The sequence below is a fragment of the Actinomadura sp. NPDC048955 genome, from assembly GCF_040649435.1.
GTDB lineage: Bacteria > Actinomycetota > Actinomycetes > Streptosporangiales > Streptosporangiaceae > Spirillospora > Spirillospora luteofluorescens.
The window spans coordinates 120157-141678 of sequence record NZ_JBEZJI010000006.1; the positions used below are offsets into that span (position 1 = coordinate 120157).

Below are 21522 nucleotides of genomic sequence, written 5' to 3' on the forward strand. Positions count from 1 at the left end.
AACCTGTTTTTCGCGTCGCCGCCTCAGTTGCCGGACGGCTTGGGCCCCTCCAGCGCGGGGAGGCACACCCGGTCGCGCCCCGAGGACTTCGCCCGGTAGAGCGCGAGGTCGGCCGCCGTCATGAGTTCCAGGAGGTCATGGCCGTGCGTGCGGAACAGCGAGACCCCCACCGAGACCGTGACCGTGACGGTGCCCTCCTCCGCGGGGACGGCGAGGCGGCGCACCCGGCCGCGGAGGCGTTCGGCGACGCGGCAGGCCTCCACGGTGTCGGCGCCCGGCAGCAGGACGACGAACTCCTCTCCCCCGAAGCGGCCCACCACGTCGTAGTCGCGCAGCTGATGGCACAGGGTGCTGGCCACCCCCACCAGCACCTGGTCGCCGACCAGGTGGCCGTGGGTGTCGTTGACGCGCTTGAAGTGGTCGATGTCGATCAGGAGGAGGGCGACGGCGTCGTGGGTGCGCTGGGCCCGGGAGAGCTCGGTGTCGGCCTCGCGCTGCCACGCGGCGGCGTTCAGCAGCCCCGTCTTGGCGTCGGTGCGCGCGGCGGCCTGGAGCTGCTGGTGCATCAGGCTGCGCTGCAGGAGCATCACCGGCGGGAGCGCCAGCAGGAGCAGCCCCAGCGACAGGGCGCTCGTGATCGCCACCAGGATGCCGACGCAGAGTTCCACCGTGTCGAGCAGGAGGCTCTCGCGCGTCCACAGGACGTCCCGCCACCGGCTCTCGGGATCGGCGGCGTGCGCGGCGACCGCGACGATCGCCGCGTTCACCACCGTGAACAGCGCCGCGCAGCCGACGGCCGCCGGGATGCCCGGGTAGCTCTCGACGACCCACTGCGGCGCCCCCTGCAGCGGATCGGCCACCACCCGGTGGAACACCACCGACGCGCACGCCCCGGCGATCCCGAGCGCGGCCGCGACGACCGCCCGCCGGTAGATCAGCGTCCGGCGGACGCGGAACTGCAGCAGCGCCTGCATCGGCACCGGGATCAGCAGCGCGTACACCGGCGGCAGCAGCAGCGCGACCGGCAGCCACCAGGCCGACAGCAGGTCGCGCGCGACCCCCGCCGGCATCCCCAGCCTGCGCGTCGCCTCGATGCACACGGCCCCGCACGCCAGCAGGGACCCGAAGGTCATCAGATCGTCGCCGCGGAACGGGGTCTCCACCAGCCCCGCGACGATGAGGCACAGATGGACGGCGACGACCACCGGCACGTAGACCACGAGCAGGGACGGACGCCCAAGTCGCGCCCTGCGCCTCGGCCTGCGGACCAGCTCCCCACCACGCTCCTCGGCGGACGACTGCACTGCCGTCATCCTTCCCCCTTACGCACATCACGTTGTGTAACACGATAGTTGCAACGTGTGCGGAACGGGCGTGAAACAGGTACGTTCGGGAACGCACATGCGGGTGACCGTTCTGATCACCGTTATCCGGGCCCGCTGATCAGTGAGGCCCGACCATCCTGAGGGGGACCATCATGCGCGGCGTTTCCTGGATCTGACCAGCTGAAAGCCACCGACGACGCCGGGGGCGCGCACTCACCGCTCCCACGGCTCACACTCCCCCCACCAACACTTTCCGCCCCACCTCCGATCTCACCCAGCAACCACCCCTGCCCACCCCACCCCCGCGACCAACCAATGGCCGCACCTGGCCGCCCACCCTCCACGACGCACCCACCCCAGCCCCAGCCCGCAACGCCGCAGGCCGGGTGACCGGGGTGAGCCCATGGACGACGCCATGGGGTAGGTGGAGGGCATGCGGCGAGGCCCTGCCGCCTACGTGCGGCTGCGCCATAACCGGCTGGCCTCGGGCAGACCCCGTCGAGCGGCTCCGCAGCCGGGTGACCGGGGTGAGCCCATGGCAACGCCATGGAGCAGGTGAGGGCGTGCGGCGGGGCCCTGCCGCCTACGCGCGGCCCTGGCATGACCAGCCGGCCTCGGGCAGACCCCGTCGGGGGGCTCCGTGGGGCTCTGTCAGGCGGCTTTGGGCTCTTCTTCTTCTGTGGGGGTGGTCAGGGCCCATTCGTCGGCGGCGTCGCGGGCGAGTTGGCGGTCTTCGTCGGTGAGGGGGCCGCTGCGCTGGGCGGGGCGGTAGTCGACGGTGCCGCGGGTCAGGTCGGGGCCCAGGGTGGTGGCCTCGACCTCGGCCGAGAAGCGCCACTGGTCGTCGCGTTCGTACTGGCGGATGCGCAGGCGGCCGGTGACCAGGATCGGCGTGCCGCGCTGGAGGTCGGACGCGTTGACGTTGTCGGCCAGGCCGCGCCAGCAGTTCACCGTGACGTACAGGGAGTCGTCGTCCTGCCATTGGCCGGTCTGCCGGTCGAAGCGGCGGGGCGTGCAGCCCACCCGCAGCGACAGGAAGGGGTGGCCGTTGGCCGTCACGGCGTAGCGGGGCTCGGCCGCTACCCAGCCGGTGATGGTGACGTGCGCCTCGTTCATCGCGTCCTCCGTTGTCTCGCGTACGAGGACAACGCTGGCTCAGCGGCGGCGGGCGGGGCCGGAGGTCGCGGAACTGTGGATAACTCAGCCGCGGCCGAGGGCGACGTCGACGTCCCGGCGGAACCGGGCGTAGACCTCCAGGTCCTCCTCGATGGGGACGATCACCTTCTCGCGCGCGACGCGCTCGATGCCCTGGCGCATGTGGTGCTCCATCTTCTCGCCGTGTTTGGCGGACGACAGCGCGACCATGTTGCGGCACGCGGACGCGGTGAGCCAGCCCATTCCGAGCGTGCAGACGACCAGGACGGCGACGTACGGGATCAGGCCCGCCTGGCCGATGAGTCCGTCCGGGTCGTCGCCGCCGAGGCCGAGCAGGCCGTAGGCGACGAGGAAGCCGATCCACACGACGCTGAGGGCCGCGACCAGGACCAGGAAGTACTGCCAGGTCTTGACGAGCCACCACCAGCGCGGCACCACGTTGAACGTGGGCAGGGCGTCCTTGAGGGACTCGCCGAGGGCCTCCGGGATCTCGGCGGCGTGGGAGCGGGCCGCGGTGCGGACGGAGCGGCCCCAGTGCGGCGGGAGCTCGGCGGTGACGCCCTCGGCGACGCTCTGGAGCGCGTTGTCGACGTCGCCCTGCTGGGCGCCGATCGGGCCGGTGAAGGCGTTGCGCAGCTCCTCGCGCAGCTCGGTGAGGCGCATCCGGCGCAGCGGGTCGGACCGCAGCCGGGTGACCATGGCGGTGACGGGCCAGCCGATGAAGTCGGCGGCGCGCAGCTCGTAGGCGCTCTCCATGGCCTCGGCGACGGCGGGCGCGCCCGCGGCGTCGGTGAGGGCCTGCAGGAGCTCGGCCTTGCGGCCGTCGTCCACGGTGACGGGAGGCTCGGCGTCGAAGCGGTAGCCGGTGAACCGCTCGGCGGCGCGGTCGACGTCGGCCGACAGCCGCTCGGTGCGGGCGCGGCGGGCGGCGACGGTGTCGACGAGGGTGTCGCGGAAGCCGTGCACGCCGTCCTCGGCGACCGCGGAGGTGGTGACGATCCGCGGGTCGGCGAGCCCCTCGGCCTCCAGCAGGCGGCGCAGGTCGGCGACGCAGTCGTCGATCTCGTGCGGGGCGAGCCGGTCGACCTGGTTGAGGACGATCAGGGTGACACCGGCGTGCCGGGCGAACGGGACGATGTAGTTGCGGTGCAGGGCCGCGTCGGCGTACTTCTGCGGGTCGACGACCCAGACCAGCAGGTCGGCGATGGTGACGAACCGGTCGACCTCGGCGCGGTGCATCGCCTGGATGGAGTCGTGGTCGGGCAGGTCGATCAGGACGAGGCCCTGGAGGGTGGCGTCGGCGCGCTCCAGGTCGAGGGCGCTGGCACGGGCGTAGCGGTGGCGCTTGTCGACGTCGAGCCAGTCCAGGAGGGGGCCGGCGCCGTCCAGCCCCCAGACGCAGGCGTGGGCCTGCGACGTCATCGGGCGGCGCATCCCGGTCGGCGACAGTTCGAGCCCGCAGATCGCGTTGAACAGCGAGGACTTGCCGCTGCCCGTGCCTCCGGCCAGGGTGACCACGGTGTGGTCGCCCGACAGCCGCAGCCGCTGCCCGGCGCGCCGCAGCAGCGCGCCGGCGTCGTCGAGGACGGGCTTGTCGAGCCGTCCGATGCCCGCCTGGACGAGCCGGTCGAGCCCGTCGAGCCGCTCGACCAGCCCGGGCGGGCCGGCGGGCTCGGCGGGGGCGCCGGGTCCGGGCGCGGCGGGGAGCGGGGTCTCGCCGGTTCCCGCGGGGGAGTTCGCGGGGATGGCCGAGGTGGTCATCGGGCAACCTCGAGGTTGTAGGTGGCCTGGTACAGCTGGACGGGAACGGTCTCGTCGGGGATGCCGGCGGAGTCGAGCACCTGGCCGAAGCGGATGGCCTCCTCGTCGAACAGCATCCCGATGCGGCTGCGCAGGTCGGCGCGGGCCTTGGCGCCCATGCCGCGCAGGGACTCGGCGCCGAACAGGGCCTTCAGCAGCCGCTGCGGGACGGCGCTGTTGCCGCCCTCCACGGCCACGTCGGACGTCCCGTACCCGAGCAGGCCGATCATCAGGACGAGCGAGACCGCCTCGGTGTCGAACGAGACCAGCTTCGCGACCGAGCGCTTGGTGACGCCGTGGGTGCGGATCAGCTCCTGGACGTGGTCCTGCCAGGCGCTGACGGCCCGGGTGACGCGGCGCGACAGCTCCGGGGAGACGTGCCCGAGGCCGGCGTCGGCGCCGGCGAGGACCTGCTCGCCCGCCGGGTGCTCGCGCCAGCGGGCCATGGCCTGCTCGGCGCCGTGCTCGGCGGACGCCATGATCAGCGATTCCAGCCCGCTGCGCAGCGCCGCCTTGAGGGCGCGCACCCGGGCCGGGCTGCGGTGCCGGCGGTTCGCGGCGCGGCCGCGCCGGGACCGCTGGACGTGCAGGGCGCGCAGCAGGTCGCCGGTGCCGGCGAAGTCCTGCCAGCGGGCGAGCACCTCGCCGCGCAGCAGCGAGCCGTTGCGGGTCGCCTCGTCCAGTTCGGCGAGGGCGGTGCCGTATCCGGCCTCGACCTCCCTGGCGAGCTCGGTGCGCCGCTCGACCTGCGCCTCCACCTGCCGGGCGAGTTCGGGGACGCGGGTGCGGAAGCTGTCCAGGACGGCGGCGAGGGTGTCGCTGACGACGATCTCGCGGTCCTCGGCGTCCTCGGCGACGCCGATGAGCCAGTCGCGGATGTCCTCGACGGTCTCCTCGGGGAGGCGGCTCTCCTCGATCCGGGTCTCGGGGATGGTGAAGCGGCGCGCGTCGCCGACCTCGTGCTCGTCGAGCATCTCGGCGAAGTGCTCGACGATCTCGCCGCCGCCGGCGCCCGCGCCCTGCGGGACGCGCGACAGCACGACGCCGATCGTGGCGCCGTTCTCCTTGGCGCGCTGGAGCATCTGCCAGACCTGGGCGTCGGCGTACCGGGCGGCGGTGGTGACGCACAGCCACAGGTCGGCGGCGGCCATCAGCTTGGTCGCGAACTCGTAGTGGTCCTCGAAGACCGAGTCGAAGTCGGGGCTGTCGAGCAGGGCGAGGCCGGGCGGCAGGACGTCGCTGGCGATGACGACCAGCTGGTCGCCCGCGATGGCGTCGGGCGCGGGGCCGCGGACCCGTCCCATGCCGGGCAGCATCGGCCCCTCCATGAACCACCGCACGTGGTCGGGGTGGCAGACGAGGATCGGGCTGCTGGTGGTGGGGCGCAGCACGCCGGTCGCGCTGACGCGGGCGCCGACGAGCGTGTTGACCAGGGTGGACTTGCCCGCGCCGGTGGAGCCGCCGAGCACCACGAGCATGGGGGCGCCGGAGGCCTGGACGCGCGGCAGGACGTAGTCGACGAGCTGGGCGCGCAGTTCGTCGCGGGCCTCGCGGGCCTGCTCGACGCCGGGGACGTCCAGCAGGAGGTCGAACGCGCCGAGCTGTTCGCGCAGCGCGGTCAGGGTGCGGACCAGCTCGCCCCGGTTGACCGTCGCGCCGGCCCTGGGGGCGCGCCGCCGCCCGCGCCTGGGCTTGGCCTCGGTCTTCTCGGCGTCCGTCGCCTCGTCCTCGGGTGCGGCGGCGTCGTCCTCGCCCGCGCCCTCCTTCGAGGTCTGCTTCTCGCGTGCCGTGTCGCGGCCTCCCGTGTCCTTCTCGGACGCGTCCTCGCCGCCCGTGGTCTCGCCGGACGCCGCGGCCTCGTCGGGGGCGGGCTCGCCGGCCCGGCCCGAGCCGGCGCCGGCCTCCTCGTCGTGGACCGTGCTCTGCTCTGCGGGGGGTGTCACGGATCCCGTCCCAAGTCCGCTCGAATCATGTCGATCTCTTGTGCCACGTTGACCACGTCGCCCACGACCACGATCGCCGGGGGCCGGACATCTGCGGCGGCCATCTCGTCGGCCACCGTGCCCAGCGTCGCCGTCAGCGCCCGCTGGCCGGGGAGGGTGCCGTCCTGCACCACGGCCACCGGCGTTCCGGACGACCGACCATAGCGCATGAGGGCCGCCGCGATGAGCCCCATCCGCTCCACCGCCATGAGCAGGACGATCGTGCCGTTCGCGCGGGCCAGCGCCTCCCAGTCGACGGTCGAGTCGGGGTGCCCGGGAGGGACGTGCGCGGAGACGACGTGGAACTCCTGCGCGACGCCCCGGTGGGTGACCGGGATGCCCGCGGCCGACGGCACGGCGACCGCGCTGGTGATGCCGGGGACGACCGTGACGGGGACGCCGTGGCGGGCGCAGTACAGGGCCTCCTCGCCGCCGCGCCCGAACACGAACGGGTCGCCGCCCTTGAGCCGGACGACGAAGCGGCCCTGCCGCGCGTGCTCGACCAGGTACTCGTTGATGCGGTCCTGGGTGACCGTCCGGCCGTAGGGGATCTTGGCGGCGTCGACGACCTCGACGTCGGCGGCCAGCTCGTCCAGCAGCCCGCCGGGGGCGAGCCGGTCGGTGACGACGACGTCGGCCATGGCGAGCAGCTGGCGGCCGCGCACGGTGATCAGGCCGGGGTCGCCCGGCCCGCCGCCGACGAGCGCGACGCCCGCGGGCTTGGTGCGGGAGTGCCGGGACTCCAGGGCGCCGTCGCGCAGGCCCTCCACCACCGCGTCGCGGATGCCGGCGGCGCGGCGCGGGTCGCCGCCGAGCAGCACCCCGACGGTCGCGTCGCCCGCGTGCCCGCTGGCGGGCGTCCAGGCCGGGGACGACTCGGCGTCGTCGGCCCGGACGGACCAGATCCGCGCGGCGTCGGCCTCCGCCACCACGTCGCCGTTGACCTTGGCGTCGTCGGTGACGGCCTGCACCAGCCAGGCGCCCGCGCAGTCGCCGCGCCGGTAGTCCCGCCGGTGCCAGGTGATCCGGCCGCGCTCGGCGAGGCCCTCCAGGGTGGCGGTGACCGAGGGGGACACGAGGACCACCTCGGCGCCCGCGTCCAGCAGGGCGGGCACGCGGCGCTGGGCGACCCGCCCCCCGCCGACGACGAGGACGCGTCGCCCGCCGAGTCGCAGGCCTAGCAGGTACGGGGGCACGGTGGATCTCTCGGACGCGGGTGGCGGACAGTTTATTTGTGGAACAAAGGTACTCGGCTCGGGGAGTCCGTGGAGAGGGGCCTCGCCCGTTCGATAGCCGAGCGTGACTCATTCCGTGATCGCGTTGTTACGGCCGCCCGGCGTCCTTCTCGCTCACTCCGGCGGAGTCGAAGGTGGCGACCTCGTGCAGGACCCGGGCCGCGCTCTGGACCAGCGGCAACGCCAGCAGGGCACCGGTTCCCTCGCCGAGCCGCAGTTCGAGGTCGACCAGGGGCCGCAGGCGCAGGGACTCGACGGCGGCGCCGTGGCCGGGCTCGGCCGAGCGGTGCCCCGCGACGCACGCGCCGAGGGCGTCCGGGCACAGCGCGGCGGCCGCGAGGGCGGCGGCGCCGGCGATCACGCCGTCCAGGACGACGGGGACGCGCAGGGCGGCCGCGCCGAGGACGAACCCGGCGATCGCGGCGTGCTCCAGCCCGCCGACCGCCGCGAGGACCTCCATCGGCGCCCTGCCGTGCCCTTCGAGGAGCCCGTGCCGGTCGAGGGCGGTGCGCACCACCTCGACCTTGCGCGCGTGGGTGGCGTCGTCGATGCCGGTCCCCCGGCCGGTGACCCGCTCGGGCGGCAGGCCGGTGAAGGCGGCGATCAGCGCGGCGGACGCGGTGGTGTTGGCGATCCCCATGTCCCCCGTGAGCAGGCACCGGGCGCCCTGCCCGTGGAGGTCGCGGGCCACCTCGATGCCCGCCTCGACGGCGAGCCGGACCTGCTCGGCGGTCATCGCGGGCCCGGCCGTCATGTCGGCGGTGCCCGGCGCGACCTTGCGGCGGAGCAGGCCGGGGGCCTCCTCCAGCTCGGCGGCGACGCCGATGTCGACGACCGTGACGTCCGCGCCGACCTGGGCGGCGAACGCGTTGACGACGGCGCCGCCGGCCAGGAAGTTGGCCACCATCTGCGCCGTGACCTCCTGCGGCCACGGAGTGACGCCCTGGGCGTGGACGCCGTGGTCGGCGGCGAACACGGCGACGGCGGCGGGCTCCGGAAGCGGCGGCGGGCACTGCCCGGCGAGCCCGGCGAGCCGGACCGACACCTCCTCCAGGACGCCGAGGGACCCGGGCGGCTTGGTGAGCCGGGCCTGAAGGTCGCGGGCGTCCCGCATGGCCGTCTCGTCCAGGGGGGCGATGGAGGCGACGGTCTCCTCGATGAGGTTCATGGTGTCCTTTCGGGGGGTCAGATGCCCAGCTCGCCGAGCACGTCCAGCAGGCGGTCGTTGGACGGACGGTCGCGCACGGCGATCCGCAGCCAGTCGGGGCCGAGCCCTGGGAAGGTGTCTCCGCGCCTGACGGCGTAGCCGCGCTGCCTCAGCAGGGCCCTGATGCCCAGGGCGTCCGGCACGGACAGGCACAGGAACGACGCGCGCGCCCCGGGCACGACGTACAGGCCCCTGGCCGACAGCTCCGCGGCCAGCCGATCGCGTTCGGCGGCGAGCTCGACGGCCCACGCTTCGCCTTCGGCGACGGCCTCGGGGGTGGAGCAGGCCTCGACGGCGGCGAGCGCGGGCGTGGACACCGCCCACAGCGGCTGCGCCTCCGCCAGCCGCCCGATCAGCTGCGGGTCGGCCAGGACGTATCCGGCGCGCAGCCCCGCGAGCCCCCACGTCTTGGTCAGGGAGCGGATGACGACCACGCCCGGGGGCAGCCGGGCGGCGAGGCTCTCCGGCTCGCCCGGGACGCAGTCCATGAACGCCTCGTCGACCACGACCGTCCGTCCGAGCGCGGCGAGCGCGGCGATCGCCTCGGCCGGGTGCAGGACCGAGGTCGGGTTGGTCGGATTGCCGATCACGACCAGGTCGGCGCCGTCCGGGACGGCGCCGGGGTCGAGGGTGAAGTCCTTGTCGAGGATCAGCCGCTCCACCTCGCGCCCGGCGGCCCGCAGCGCCGCCTCCGGCTCGGTGAACTGGGGGTGCACCACCACGGCCCGGCGCGGGGTGAGCACGCGCGCGAGCAGCACGAACGCCTCCGCCGCCCCGGCGGTGAGGAGCACCTCCCCGGCGGTCCTGCCGTGCCGCGCGGCGACCGCCCTGCGGGCGGGGCGGGGGTCGGGGTAGGCGGCGAGGCCGTCGACGGACGCGCGGATCCGGTCGGCCAGCCACGCGGGGGGCGTGCCGGTGCGGACGTTGACGGCGAAGTCGGCGAGGCCGTCGCCGACCTCGGTGTCACCGTGGTGGCGCAGGTCGACCTCGGCGGGCCCGGTCACGGCCGTTCCGCCTGGTAGTAGAGCAGCGCGTTGGCGGCCGCGGCGGCGACCGCCGACCCGCCCTTCTCCGAGACGTTGCTGAGCTGCGGCAGCCCGCTGGCGCGCAGGGCCTCCTTGGCCTCGCAGGCGCCGACGAAGCCCACCGGCATCCCGATCACCAGGGCGGGGCTGACCCGCCGGGCGACGATCTCGAAGATCGCCTCGGGGGCGGAGCCGACCACCCAGACCGCGCCCGGCCCCACCTCCGAGTACGACAGCCGGACGGCCGCGGCCGACCGGGTGATGCCCGCGGCGCGCGCCATCCGGGCGGCGGCCGGGTCGGCGGCGTGGCAGACCGCTTCGCGGGCGCTGATCCCGGCGGCGGCCATGCCCTCGTCGGTGACGATCGGCGCACCCGCGCGCAGCGCGGCCCAGCCCTGGGCGAGCGACTCCTCGGTGGTCACCAGGTCCACCGCGTACTCCAGGTCGGCGGTGGCGTGGATCACCCGCTCGGCCACCGCCCGCCACAGCGGCGGCATCGGGGACAGGTCCACGCGGGACCGGAGGACCTCATACGAGCGCACCTCGATCGGGTGGGGCCGGCGGACGGTCAACTGCGCTCCTCCACAACTCCGGGCAACGCGGGGATGGTCTCGACGGGGCGGCTCGTCCGGGGCGGCCGCCCGGGGGTGCGGGCGCCGCGTTCGCCCCAGACGACGATCACGGGCTCGGCGGCCTCGTCCCGCGGGGTCAGCGGGGCGGCCTGGAGCCGGACGGCGTCGGCGGCGAAGCCGTGCCCGTCCAGCTCGTCCAGTATGGCCTGTGCCTCGGCGGCCGTGGCGAGGACGACGATCCGGGACGGCCGGAGCGCCGCGCAGACCTGGACGGCCTCCGGCCCGCCGCGGCCGAGGAAGACGGCGTCGGGCTCGGGGAGGTGCTCGGCACTGGACCGGACGTCGCCGGACGCCATCGCGACCTTGACGCCGTGCAGGCGGACGTTCTCCCGGACCCGCGCGCAGGCGGAGTGGTCGCGGTCGACGGCCACGACGGCCGCGCCAAAGCGGGCGCACTCGATGCCGATCGAGCCGTCGCCGGACTCCACGTCCCACACCATGTCGCCGACCCTGGGGCCGAGCTTGGCCAGGACGAAGGCGCGCACCTCAGGGCTCGGGCCGGGTCCGTCGCCGAAGGCCTCCGCCGGGAGCGCCCATCCCGTGGGGCCGGGCACGGGCCCGGAGACCCAGCTCGCTTCTCCCAGCGCGTGGCGGTTGTCAAGGACGAGAACGACTTCGGGGTCGTTCCAGGGGCGCGTGGTCGCCTCCGCCGGACGGACGTAGACGATCCGCTCTCTGGGGCCGCCCAGGTCTTCGCAGACCACGAAGGAGCGCGGCGTCACGGGGAACAGCGCGCGCGCCAGCTCGGACGGTCCCGCGCCCGGCTCGGTCAGGACGGCCACCTTCGGGTGGGCGCGGCACGCGTTGACGGCCTGCCTCAGGTGCCCGCCCTTGGCGGAGACGACAAGAGCGTCGTCCCAGGGCAGGCCTGCCTGGGAGAAAGCACGCGCCACCAGGGGCGTCGCGGGAAACGTCTCTGGCGCGTGGCCCTTTTCGAGCAGTTCGCGGACGACGCCGAAGTAACCGGGGTCGCCGTCCACGACGAGTACGACGTCCTCTTTGGTGACGTCGACGCCTTCCAGCGCCGCGACGAATTCCGTGGTGGCGACCGTGCGGGCGCCCGATGCCAGGGGCAGTCCATCCAGATGGCCTGGGGCGCCTATGACCAGCGTTGCACTCTGCAGAGCCGCCTCAGCCCCCTCCGAAAGGGGCGTCCCGTCGCGGCCGACTACCGTCAGCATCGCTATCGGGCCATCCGCCCGTACATGCCGACCATGCGCTCTCCCGTCGCGTCCAGGAGCACCACCTGGGCGGCGACCGGGCTGGCCGCCGACCCCTCCGCTTCAGCGGCGAGGCGTTCGAGGCCCCCGGCCGTCCTGCGGCACAGCTCCCGACCGCACGGGCCGAGCCTGCCCGCGGCGTCCCACAGCTCGTAGACGTCCTGGCCGGACGTGGCCTCGGCCACCCGTCCGGCCAGGGCGGGCCCGCAGTCCATGTCCAGCGTGATCGACTCCAGCAGGCCGGCGGCGCCGCCGAGGAAGGCGGCCTGCTCGTCCAGGCGGGCGACCATGACGACCTGGGCGAGCCCGGCCTTGACCGCCTCCCGCACCCGTTCCGCCGCGATCGGGACGAAGCACGCGTCCGGCAGCTTCGGCAGCATCCGGCGCGCGGCGTCCCGCGCGCCGTCTCCGTACATCACGAGCGTCTTCTCCGCAGCGGTCACCTGTGCCGTCCCTCCTGGTCGTCGGCGACGAGCCTCCCGGAGGCGCCGTCGGCGCGGCGCCATGGCACGCCGACGAGCGGCGGATCGGTCGCGGCCGTACGGCGCCGGCCGCCCACAGAATAGGCTGTCGCGGTGAGCTACCAGCGCCTGTCCCCGGACGAGCGGCGCGCCCAGATCCTGGACGTCGCGCGGCGGATGTTCACCGAACTGCCGTACGCCGAGGTGTCCACGGCCGCGATCGCGCGGGAGACCGGCGTGCAGCGCGGCCTGATCCACTACTACTTCGGGACGAAGCGGGAGCTGTTCCTCAAGGTCGTCCAGGGGCTGACCGCCTCGGCCGCGATGCAGGCCCCGCCGCCGGACGAGGGGCTGGCGCTGCCCGAGGCGGTCGAGCTGCTCGTCAACCTGTTCCTCGACACCGCCGAGCGCAACGCGACCACGTGGTTCGCCGCGCTCGACGCCGAGGGGTTCGGGCAGGACCCCGAACTCCTGCGCATCGTCAACCGGTTCCGGGACGAGACGGTCGAGCACATGCTGGCCGTGCTGGGCGTGGCCGAGCCCACCGAGACGCTGCGGGCCGTGCTGCGCGCCTACTCCGGACTCGCGGACGCGGCGACGCGCCAGTGGCTCCAGGAGAAGACCCTCGACCGCGACCAGGTGCGCACGCTGCTCACCCGGTCGCTGCTCGCGCTGGTCAGCGACATCGGCCCCGCCCTGGAGAAGACTCGGTAGACCCGGCCACGGGCAGGCGCGGGTTAGGACTCATCTCGAAGCCGCCTGGGCCACGCGCGAACGCGTGACCTGCCCGGTGCCGCAAAGCCGGAGGCGAGCGGAACCGGGCAGATCGCGAAGCGATGCCGCGTTCGCCCAGGCCCGGTCACGTAGCGAGCCGCCAGGCGAGCTGCGTGGACCGGGACTTCGAGAACACGGCTAGTCGGAAGGCGTCTCGATGGTTCCGGGTACGGCGAACCAGACGGCCTTGCCCCGGACGGGCGGCCCGAGGCGGGAGAGGGTCCGCCGCAGGCCCCAGCGTCCGTGGGACAGTTCGTGGACGATGCTGAGCCCTCGCCCGCAGTCGCCGGACGTCCAGGAGTACACGGGCAGTCCGGCTCCCGCGTAGGTGTCGAAGACGGCGCAACGCACTTCGCCCGCCGTCCCGTCCCCCATGTAGAGCCACAGCTCGTGGGGGCCGTGCTCTCCGGCGTGCTGGTGGGCGTTGGTGGCCAGTTCGCTCACCATGAGACGGGCGTCGGCCGCCCCGTCCGGCGGCACCCCGAGGGAGGCGAGGGCGCCGCAGAGGACGCGGCGGGCGTACCCGGCGCCTCCGGGGCCGCCCGGCAGGGCCCACACCCAGCCGGGCACGCCGTCGCCCCGGGCTGGATCACCGCCCGCCAGGGCGTCGGCCATGGTCTCCGCCGTCAGATCAGCTGGCGTGGTCTTCACGGTTCCTCCCGCGTGACTGGTGCGAGTGCGAAGGGCGGGCGGGCGCGATCGATCGTCACTGTCGGTTTACGACCGATCACGGATCCAAGAGTCTCGTGAGATTCTCACAATCGCAACACCCTTCATGGAATTGCTCTGACCTTCCTGCCGGGTTCGTCAATCGCGTTGTGACGGGCGGCGGGAGTGATAAAGACTCCACTCCCATGACCTACCGCCCCACCGTCCGTGGCCGCCGCCTCGCCAGGGAGCTCCGCAAGCTGCGCGATGAGCAGGGCCTGACGCTGCAGGAGGTGGCGGACCGGCTCGACTGGTCGAGAGCCACCGTCTCCCGCCTGGAAACCAGCCAGACCCGCCCCAAGCCCGGCGACATCGCCGACATCCTCGACCTGTACGGCGTGCCGAGCCCGGACCGCGACGCGCTCATCACCCTGGCCCGGCAGGCCGGTCAGCGCGGCTGGTGGACCGCCTACCAGGACGTCTTCGCGGGCAGCTACGTCGCGCTGGAGGACGAGGCCTCGCACATCCGCACCTGGGACCCGCAGCTCGTGCACGGGCTGCTGCAGACCGAGGACTACTCCCGCGCGGTGATCACGGCGGGCCGGCTGCTGCCCTCGGACGAGGAGATCGAGCGCCGCATCTCCGCCCGCAAGATCCGGCAGGCGCTGCTGGACCGCGCCGACGCGCCGCGCCTCCAGGTGATCTTCGACGAGGCGGTGCTGCGCCGGCCGATCGGCGGCGAGGAGGTGATGCGGGCCCAGCTGGACGCCCTCGTCACCGCCGGAGAGACCCGCCCATCCGTGACGATCCAGGTACTCCCCTACACAGCAGCGGCGCATGCGGGCTTGGATGGACGTTTCACCATATTGTCGTATCCAGACCCCGCAGACCCCGATATCGCCTACGTCGAGGGCACTATGGGCGACGTTTACCTTGAGAGCGCCGAGGAAATAGCAAAACATAGGGACCGCTTCGAACGGATCGTGAAGCGGGCCTTGTCCCCCGAGGAGTCCGCGCACCTCATAGCCAAGGCAGCAAGGAGCAGCCTGTGACCCACCTCCAGCGCGAACTCACCCTGGCCGTCTGGCGCAAGTCGTCCCGCAGCGGAAGCGGAGACCAGTGCGTCGAGATGGCCGCCCTGTCCAGTGACCTGCGCGCGGTGCGCGATTCCAAGGACCCGTCCGGGCCGGCCCTGGTGCTGACGCCGGCCGCCTGGCGGGATCTGCTGGACGGGATCAAGGAGAGCTAGCGACCGGTGGCGGGGCCGCGGCGAGGTTCGCCGCGGCCCCGCGCCGTACCTGGGCACCTCCGCGGCCCAACCCCGGAGCGGGTCCCCTTCCGCGAAAATAGAACGTGTTCTAGTATCGCCGGTGCGTCGACTACCGGAGGGTGCAACGTGACCGCGGAACTCAAGCTCGGCATCAACGTCGGCTACTGGCAGCGCGACCCCGAGGACCAGACCGAGACGGTCCTGGCCGCCGAGCGCTGCGGCTACGACTCGGTGTTCACCGCCGAGGCGTACGGCTCGGACGCGTTCACCACGCTGGCCTGGTACGGCGCCCGCACGTCCCGGATCAAGCTGGGCACGGCCGTCGTCCAGATGTCGGCGCGGACCCCGGCGGCCACCGCCATGCACGCGCTGACCCTGGACGCCCTGTCGGGCGGGCGCGTGATCCTCGGGCTCGGCGCGTCCGGCCCGCAGGTCGTGGAGGGCTGGTACGGGCAGCCGTTCCCGAAGCCGCTCGCCCGCACCCGCGAGTACCTCGACATCGTCCGGCAGGTGTGGCGCCGCGACGCCCCCGTCACCAGCGAGGGCCCGCACTACCCGCTGCCCTACCCGGGCGGGTCGGGCCTCGGCAAGCCCCTGAAGTCGATCGCCCACCCCCTGCGCCCTCAGATTCCGGTCTACCTGGGCGCGGAGGGGCCGAAGAACGTCGCGCTGTCCGCCGAGGTCGCGCAGGGCTGGCTGCCGCTGTTCGTCGACCCCGAGCAGATCGAGCCCGTCTTCGGCGGCTCGCTGGCCGCACGCCCCGAGGGCTTCGAGATCGCCGCGACCGTCACCACGATCGTCACCGACGACCTGGCCGCCGCGCTGGAGTTCGCCAAGATCCCGCTGGCCTTCTACATCGGCGGGATGGGCGCCAAGGACCGCAACTTCCACCTCGACCTCATCGGCCGGCTCGGCTACGCGGAGGAGGCGGGACGCGTCCAGGAGCTGTTCCTCGACGGCCGCCGGGACGAGGCGATCAAGGCCGTGCCGGACGGGCTGGCCGACGCGATCTCCCTCCTGGGCCCGCTCGGGCGGATCAGGGAGAGGCTGGCGCTGTGGCGGGACAGCCCGGTGACCACCCTGCTCATCGCCGGGGTGAAGGACGAGCCGACGCTGCGCGCCATCAAGGAGATGGCCGACTCCTGAGAGATCGAGAACACATCATCGCGCGGAATGGAGGTAGGGACCCGGGTGCTGCACCGGAAGCACCCAGGACAGACGCAGACTGGAGATGGGACACACGATGTCCACGCAGGACGCCGCCCGGCTTCTCGTCAGGACCCTTGAGGCGGAAGGCGTCGAGTACGTCTTCGGCATCCCGGGCGAGGAGAACATCCACTTCGTCGACGCGCTGAACGACTCGCCGATCCGGTACGTCCTCGTCCGGCACGAGCAGGGCGCCGCGTTCATGGCGGAGATCTACGGCCGGCTCACCGGGAAGGCGGGCGTGGCCTCCGCCACGCTCGGCCCCGGCGCGATCAACCTCCAGCTCGGCGTCGCGGACGCCACCACCAACAGCACGCCCGTCGTCGCGATCTCCGCCCAGGTCGGCCTGGACCGGATCTACAAGGAGTCGCACCAGATCGTCGACCTGGTGTCCCTGTTCCGCCCGATCACCAAGTGGTCGGAGCTGGCGCCGCGGGCGGAGGCGCTGCCCGAGATGGTCCGCAAGGCGTTCAAGACGGCGCAGACCGAACGCCCCGGCGCCGTCTACCTGGCGATCCCGGAGGACGTCGAGTCCGCCGAGGTCCCCGCCTCCCTCGGGCCGCTGCCGGTGAACGTCGTGCGCGCGCAGGAGCCCTCCGCGGCCCAGATCGCCCGCGCCGCCGACGTGCTCGCCCTCGCGCGGCGGCCGGTCGTCCTCGCCGGCCACGGCGCCACCCGGGCCCGCGCGAGCGACGCCCTGGTGTACTTCTCCGAGCGCCTCGGCCTGCCGGTCGCCACCACCTTCAACGGCAAGGGCGTCTTCCCCGACGACCACCGCAACGCCCTCGGCGCGGTCGGCTTCATGCGCCACGACTACGTCAACTTCGGCTTCGACGAGGCGGACGTGCTGATCGCCGTCGGCTACGAGCTCCAGGAGTTCGACCCCGTCAAGATCAACCCGAACGCGGACAAGAAGATCATCCACATCCACCAGTCGCCCGCCGAGGTCGACGACCACTACCCGGTCGAGGTCGGCATCCAGGGCGACATCTCGCGCTCGCTTCGCGCCCTCGCCGACTCCGTCCACCGCCGCTTCGACATGAACGGGACAGACCGTCCTCCAGCCCCCGCCCACCACCATCCAACGGACGAGCTCCGCTCGACGGACCGTCCTCCAGCCCCCACCCGCCACCATCCAACGGACGAGCTCCGCTCGACTGGTCAGAGGATCCGGCAGATGCTCCAGGAGGAGCTGGCCGAGGGGGCGACCGAGGACGGCCACCCGCTCTCCCCCCGCCGCATCGTCGCCGACGTCCGCGCCGCCATGGGCCGCAGCGACATCGTCCTCGCCGACACCGGCGCGGTGAAGATGTGGATGGCGCGCATGTACCCGACCTACGAGCCGAACACGCTCCTCGTCTCCAACGGCCTGTCGTCGATGGGCTTCTCCGTCCCCGGCGCGATCGCCGCCAAGCTCGCGCACCCGGACCGCAGGGTGCTGGCCGCGACCGGGGACGGCGCGTTCCTGATGAACAGCCAGGAGCTGGAGACGGCCGTCCGCGAGAACATCCCCATCACCGTGCTGATCTGGGACGACTCCGCGTACGGGCTGATCGAGTGGAAGATGGACCTCGACCTCGGGCGCAGCTCCAACATCAGGTTCGGCAACCCCGACTTCGTCCGGTACGCCGAGAGCTTCGGCGCCCGCGGCTACCGAGTCGAGTCGGCCGCCGAACTGCTGCCCACCCTCCGCAAGGCCCTCGCCGACGACGCGGTCTCCGTCATCACCGTCCCGGTCGACTACTCCCACAACCTGCAGCTGACCGACAAGCTCGGCGACCTCACCGGCCCCTTCTGACGGCCCCAGCCGGTCAGGCGCGGCAGATGATCTCGCCGTGGGTGACGGAGTACCAGCCGTCCTCGGCGGCGGCCCACGCCTTCCAGCCCTCGTAGACGCGCTGGAGCTCGGCGCGGGTGGCGTGGCCGCCGGCGACGGCGTGGTCGGCGACCGACGACCTGATCAGGCGGCCGCCCCACGACTCGCTCCACCACTCGCGCTCCTGCGGGGTGGCGTAGCACCAGGCGGAGGCGGACGCGGTGACGTCGGTGAACCCGGCGGCGCGCGCCCAGGAGACCAGGCGGCGGCCGGCGTCGGGCTCGCCGCCGTTGCCGCGCGCGACCTTGTAGTAGATGGGCAGCCAGGCGTCCATGCCGGGCGGGTCCGGGTACCAGGTCATCGTGCCGAAGTCGGCCTCGCGCACGGCGACGATCCCTCCGGGCCGGGCCACGCGGCGCATCTCCCGCAGCGCCTGGACGGGGTCGCCGACGTGCTGCAGGACCTGGTGGGCGTGGACGACGTCGAACGTGCCGTCGGGATGGTCCAGGGCGTGGACGTCGGCGACCGCGAACTCGACGTTGTCCAGCGAGGCGGTGTTCCGGCGGGCCTCGTCCAGGACGGCCTCGGCCGAGTCGGCGGCGACGACGCGGCCCGGCGCGACGCGTTCGGCGATCCCGGCGGTGATGGTCCCGGGCCCACAGCCGACGTCCAGCACCGACAGGCCGGGCCGCAGGTGCCCGGCCAGGTGGGCGGCGGAGTTCTCGACCGTGCGCCACTGGTGCGAGCTGAGGACGCTCTCGTGGTGGCCGTGGGTGTAGGTCGCCTTCGCGGTCATGGGGATCACCTCTCTGTGTCCGGTGCCCTCACCGTACGACGGCTTCTCAGAATTTGAGAAATGTGTATCAATATGTGAGACATGAAGGCAAGAAGAAAGGGATCGAGGCGCGGGCCTCGATCCCTTTCCGGTGGTTCGTGTCAGGCCGCCACGGCGACGCGGCGGGCGGGCAGGGGCTGCGGACGCACCGGCAGGGCCTCGACCGCCGCGAGCGGGGGCGCGGTCTCGGCGTAGGCGTTCAGCGTCGCATGGGAGAGCTCGGTGAGCCACGGCTCCACGACGGTCCGCTCGGCGGGCCCGTACAGCCGCGGGTGGGTGAGATGGAACGTGCCGGTCGCTGCGCTCACTGCCAACGCCCCTTCCTTCGCCCGGTGGGGCCGCGCCTGTGCGAGCGCCACCGTCTGTCACATACCCCTAGGTACGTCGTTGAAAGCGATCCGGTTCGACATCTGTTCCCGATGTCTCCCGAATCACAAGGTCAACGCTACGCGGAGGGTCTGACATTCTCGAACCTTTATTCGAGCCGACCGGGACGCGGGGGCAGGCTCAGCGATCACAGAGCGCAACAGCGGACCGGCGCGGCGGCGGGCGCCCACATCGGGCGTGGAGGCGCCTAGCGGGGAGTGGGATCGGCCGAATGGTCGATTCCGTGGTGCGTGTCGGGTCGTACGCTGCCTGAGCGTGAGTGACGTAGGGGCACGGCTGGATCGCATCCATTCGGTGGGCGGCTGCGTGGTGCGCGCGGCGTACGCCGGGTTCGCGTGCCTGTATCTGCTGGCGTGCACGGCGGCCGGGATCGGGGACCCCTCCGCCCTGTGGATGGTGTTCGTCGCGGCGGTGGCCAACTTCGCTGCGGTCTCGGGGCGCGGTTTCCTGGTGTGGGCGGCCGGGGCGGGGGCCCTGTCGGCGCTCAGCACCCTGTACCTCGGCACGGTGGTCCGGCCCGAGGCCGGCGCCCCCAGCCTGTTCGCGGAGATCGGCGGCCTGCTGATCGTCATCGCGCGGGTGGTGTGGAAGGCCCGCCGCGACCGGCTCGTCCCCATCGCGGTGCTGCTCGGCGCGGCGATCCTGGCGACCCCGCTGCGCTGGTCGCCGATCGCGGCGGCGCTGTTCACCGCGCCGCTCGGCATCACCGTGGCGATCGCGCTCGGCGTCGGCCTCTACCTGCGGGCGCTGGACGCGCGGCGGGCCAGGTCGCTGGCGTCGGCGCGGCGCGACGAGCGGCTGGAGCTGGCCCGCGACCTGCACGACTTCGTGGCCCACCACGTGACCGGCATCGTCGTCCAGGCGCAGGCGGCGAGGTTCACGGCCGGGTCCGGCGCCGCGCAGACGCAGGAGCAGCTCGACCGGATGCTCGGCGAGATCGAGAAGGCCGGCACCGAGGCGCTCACGTCGATGCGGCGCATGGTCGGGCTGCTGCGCGACGCCCAGAACGTCGACGCCGCGGACGGGGAGGCCGTACCGGACGGCGGCTCCAGCACCCGTCCGCTCGGCGACATCGCGCGGCTCAGGGACCTCGTCGAGGGGTTCACCCACCCGCCGGCCGCGCTCACGCTGGAGCCCGGCCTCGGGACGCTTCCGCCGGAGGTCGCGGCGTCGGCGCACCGCGTCGTGCAGGAGGCGCTGACCAACGTCCGCAAGCATGCCGCCGACGCCGCGACCGTGCGGGTCACGCTCGCGCGGGTCGGAGACGACGTCGAGGTCGCCGTGCGGGACGACGGGCGGGGGCGCGGTGGACGGCGGCTGCCGTCCGGCGGGTTCGGGCTCACCGGGCTGGGCGAGCGGGTCGGCGCGCTCGGCGGGCGGCTGCACGCGGGCCCGCGCCCCGAGGGCGGGTGGGAGGTCGTCGCACGGCTCCCCGTTTCGGACGGATAACCGGTGATGCGACACAATCGGCAGGGTGACCATCCGCGTACTGATCGCCGACGACCAGCAGATGGTCCGGACCGGGTTCCGGATGATCGTCGACTCGCAGCCCGACATGGAGGTGGTCGGGGAGGCCGCCGACGGCGCCGAGGCCGTCGCGCTGGCCCGCCGCCTGCGTCCCGAGGTGTGCCTGTTCGACATCCGGATGCCGCGGATGGACGGGCTGGAGGCGACCCGCGCCCTCGCCGGGCCGGGCGTCCCCGACCCGCCCCGCGTCGTGATCGTCACGACGTTCGACATGGACGAGTACGTCTACGGCGCGCTGCGCGGCGGCGCGGTCGGGTTCCTGCTGAAGGACAGCGGGCCCGCGCTGCTGGTGGAGGCCGTCCGCGCGGCGGCGAACGGCGGGTCGCTGGTGTCGCCGTCCGTCACCGTCCGGCTGCTGGAGCACCTGGCCAGGCCGCCCGCGCGGCCCGTCCGGCCGCGCGAGCCGCTCACCGAGCGGGAGCTGGACGTGGTCAGGCTCGTCGCGCGCGGCCGGACGAACGAGGAGATCGCCGCGGAACTGTACGTGTCGCTCTCCACGGTCAAGACGCATCTCGGCAGCGTCAACCGCAAGCTGGACACGCGGAACCGGGTCGCGACGGCCGCGTGGGCCTGGGAGTCGGGCCTCATGACCTGACCGCCTCGGCGAGGGGAACGCGGACGGGGGAAGGGACGGAAGACGGGGGAGGCTCGGCACTGGCACCGGAGTCGTTGAACGGACTGCCCGTGACCGTGCTGGTCGTGTGGGTGCTGTTCGCCGTGGGCTGGGGCGCCGTCCTGCTGGCCCTGCGGCGGGGCCTGCACGGACCGGCACGGGGCCCCGCCCTGTTCGCGCACGTCGCGACCCCGGCGGGCACCGTCCTGTTCTTCGCCCTGATCGGCCTCGGGTCGCTGTACGCGACGATCGCGCTGACCGCCGAATGGTGGGCGCTGCTGGCGGTGACCCGGTTCCGCCCCGAGCGGCTGCTGTCCACAGGCGGCCTCGGGCGCCTCGCCGCCTGGGCCGCCGCCGCCGCGGCCGCGACGGGCGCGGCGACATGGCTCGTATTTCACATGTGA

General features: G+C 73.5%; 21 protein-coding genes. 8 read left to right on the forward strand and 13 right to left on the reverse strand.

The features are described from left to right. Positions 1-23: 23 nt before the first annotated feature. The 10 genes from AB0C84_RS08735 to AB0C84_RS08780 all read right to left on the reverse strand — a co-directional run bounded on the left by AB0C84_RS08735 (position 24) and on the right by AB0C84_RS08780 (position 12024). Entirely contained in the window at positions 24-1313 is a 1290-nt protein-coding gene (locus AB0C84_RS08735; protein ID WP_361062936.1) for a GGDEF domain-containing protein, read from the reverse strand. Positions 1314-1976: 663 nt separating this feature from the next. Continuing rightward, complete coding sequence (locus tag AB0C84_RS08740) at positions 1977-2441, reverse strand: single-stranded DNA-binding protein (protein ID WP_179846908.1); 465 nt, start codon at positions 2439-2441, stop codon at positions 1977-1979. A gap of 84 nt (positions 2442-2525) precedes the next feature. Further along, positions 2526-4241 (reverse strand): ABC transporter, encoded by a 1716-nt coding sequence (locus AB0C84_RS08745; protein ID WP_361062939.1) that lies wholly within the window; start codon positions 4239-4241, stop codon positions 2526-2528. Next, positions 4238-6223 carry an AAA family ATPase gene (locus tag AB0C84_RS08750; RefSeq protein WP_361062942.1) on the reverse strand — a complete coding sequence of 662 codons (1986 nt, stop codon included), beginning with the start codon at positions 6221-6223 and terminating at the stop codon, positions 4238-4240. The genes AB0C84_RS08745 and AB0C84_RS08750 overlap by 4 nt, the downstream gene beginning before the upstream one ends. After that, entirely contained in the window at positions 6220-7458 is a 1239-nt protein-coding gene (cobA, locus tag AB0C84_RS08755) for a uroporphyrinogen-III C-methyltransferase (RefSeq protein WP_361062945.1), read from the reverse strand. Before cobA ends, AB0C84_RS08750 begins: the two co-directional genes overlap by 4 nt. 127 nt (positions 7459-7585) lie before the next feature. Next, positions 7586-8665 carry a nicotinate-nucleotide--dimethylbenzimidazole phosphoribosyltransferase gene (gene cobT, locus AB0C84_RS08760; RefSeq protein WP_361062948.1) on the reverse strand — a complete coding sequence of 360 codons (1080 nt, stop codon included), beginning with the start codon at positions 8663-8665 and terminating at the stop codon, positions 7586-7588. A gap of 17 nt (positions 8666-8682) precedes the next feature. Then, the gene (cobC, locus tag AB0C84_RS08765; protein WP_361062951.1) at positions 8683-9708 is read right to left on the reverse strand and encodes an Rv2231c family pyridoxal phosphate-dependent protein CobC; all 1026 of its coding nucleotides are present in this window, start codon (positions 9706-9708) and stop codon (positions 8683-8685) included. Next, positions 9705-10301 (reverse strand): precorrin-8X methylmutase, encoded by a 597-nt coding sequence (locus AB0C84_RS08770; RefSeq protein ID WP_361062954.1) that lies wholly within the window; start codon positions 10299-10301, stop codon positions 9705-9707. Before AB0C84_RS08770 ends, cobC begins: the two co-directional genes overlap by 4 nt. Next, positions 10298-11542 (reverse strand): precorrin-6y C5,15-methyltransferase (decarboxylating) subunit CbiE, encoded by a 1245-nt coding sequence (cbiE, locus tag AB0C84_RS08775; RefSeq protein ID WP_361062956.1) that lies wholly within the window; start codon positions 11540-11542, stop codon positions 10298-10300. The genes AB0C84_RS08770 and cbiE overlap by 4 nt, the downstream gene beginning before the upstream one ends. Positions 11543-11544: 2 nt before the next feature. Beyond that, entirely contained in the window at positions 11545-12024 is a 480-nt protein-coding gene (locus tag AB0C84_RS08780) for a hypothetical protein (protein WP_361062959.1), read from the reverse strand. A gap of 132 nt (positions 12025-12156) precedes the next feature. Here AB0C84_RS08780 and AB0C84_RS08785 point away from each other — a divergent pair, with 132 nt between their 5' ends. After that, the gene (locus AB0C84_RS08785) at positions 12157-12756 is read left to right on the forward strand and encodes a TetR/AcrR family transcriptional regulator (RefSeq protein WP_361062962.1); all 600 of its coding nucleotides are present in this window, start codon (positions 12157-12159) and stop codon (positions 12754-12756) included. Positions 12757-12954: 198 nt separating this feature from the next. Here the strand turns inward: AB0C84_RS08785 and AB0C84_RS08790 are convergent, their stop codons facing one another. Continuing rightward, positions 12955-13467, reverse strand: coding sequence for an ATP-binding protein (locus tag AB0C84_RS08790; RefSeq protein ID WP_179846900.1), 513 nt, complete (start codon positions 13465-13467; stop codon positions 12955-12957). A 203-nt stretch (positions 13468-13670) separates the two neighbouring features. Here AB0C84_RS08790 and AB0C84_RS08795 point away from each other — a divergent pair, with 203 nt between their 5' ends. From AB0C84_RS08795 to AB0C84_RS08810, 4 genes are all read left to right on the forward strand, one after another. Next, positions 13671-14516, forward strand: a complete 846-nt coding sequence (locus AB0C84_RS08795) for a helix-turn-helix transcriptional regulator (RefSeq protein WP_361062965.1) — start codon at positions 13671-13673, stop codon at positions 14514-14516. Further along, complete coding sequence (locus AB0C84_RS08800) at positions 14513-14713, forward strand: DUF397 domain-containing protein (protein WP_258945524.1); 201 nt, start codon at positions 14513-14515, stop codon at positions 14711-14713. Before AB0C84_RS08795 ends, AB0C84_RS08800 begins: the two co-directional genes overlap by 4 nt. Positions 14714-14860: 147 nt before the next feature. Further along, positions 14861-15880, forward strand: a complete 1020-nt coding sequence (locus AB0C84_RS08805; protein WP_361062969.1) for an LLM class F420-dependent oxidoreductase — start codon at positions 14861-14863, stop codon at positions 15878-15880. Positions 15881-15977: 97 nt separating this feature from the next. Then, on the forward strand, positions 15978-17738 hold the full coding sequence (locus AB0C84_RS08810) for an acetolactate synthase large subunit (RefSeq protein WP_361062972.1): 1761 nt from the start codon (positions 15978-15980) through the stop codon (positions 17736-17738). A 13-nt stretch (positions 17739-17751) separates the two neighbouring features. On the opposite strand, the gene AB0C84_RS08815 is transcribed toward AB0C84_RS08810, so the two are convergent. Continuing rightward, positions 17752-18552 carry a methyltransferase domain-containing protein gene (locus AB0C84_RS08815; RefSeq protein ID WP_361062975.1) on the reverse strand — a complete coding sequence of 267 codons (801 nt, stop codon included), beginning with the start codon at positions 18550-18552 and terminating at the stop codon, positions 17752-17754. A 140-nt stretch (positions 18553-18692) separates the two neighbouring features. Further along, on the reverse strand, positions 18693-18899 hold the full coding sequence (locus tag AB0C84_RS08820; protein ID WP_258945528.1) for a hypothetical protein: 207 nt from the start codon (positions 18897-18899) through the stop codon (positions 18693-18695). Positions 18900-19233: 334 nt separating this feature from the next. On the opposite strand from AB0C84_RS08820, the gene AB0C84_RS08825 reads away from it, so the two are divergent. From AB0C84_RS08825 to AB0C84_RS08835, 3 genes are all read left to right on the forward strand, one after another. Beyond that, on the forward strand, positions 19234-20427 hold the full coding sequence (locus tag AB0C84_RS08825; RefSeq protein ID WP_361062978.1) for a histidine kinase: 1194 nt from the start codon (positions 19234-19236) through the stop codon (positions 20425-20427). A gap of 25 nt (positions 20428-20452) precedes the next feature. After that, the gene (locus tag AB0C84_RS08830; RefSeq protein WP_179846894.1) at positions 20453-21100 is read left to right on the forward strand and encodes a response regulator transcription factor; all 648 of its coding nucleotides are present in this window, start codon (positions 20453-20455) and stop codon (positions 21098-21100) included. 89 nt (positions 21101-21189) lie between these two features. Next, positions 21190-21522, forward strand: a complete 333-nt coding sequence (locus AB0C84_RS08835) for a hypothetical protein (RefSeq protein ID WP_361062981.1) — start codon at positions 21190-21192, stop codon at positions 21520-21522.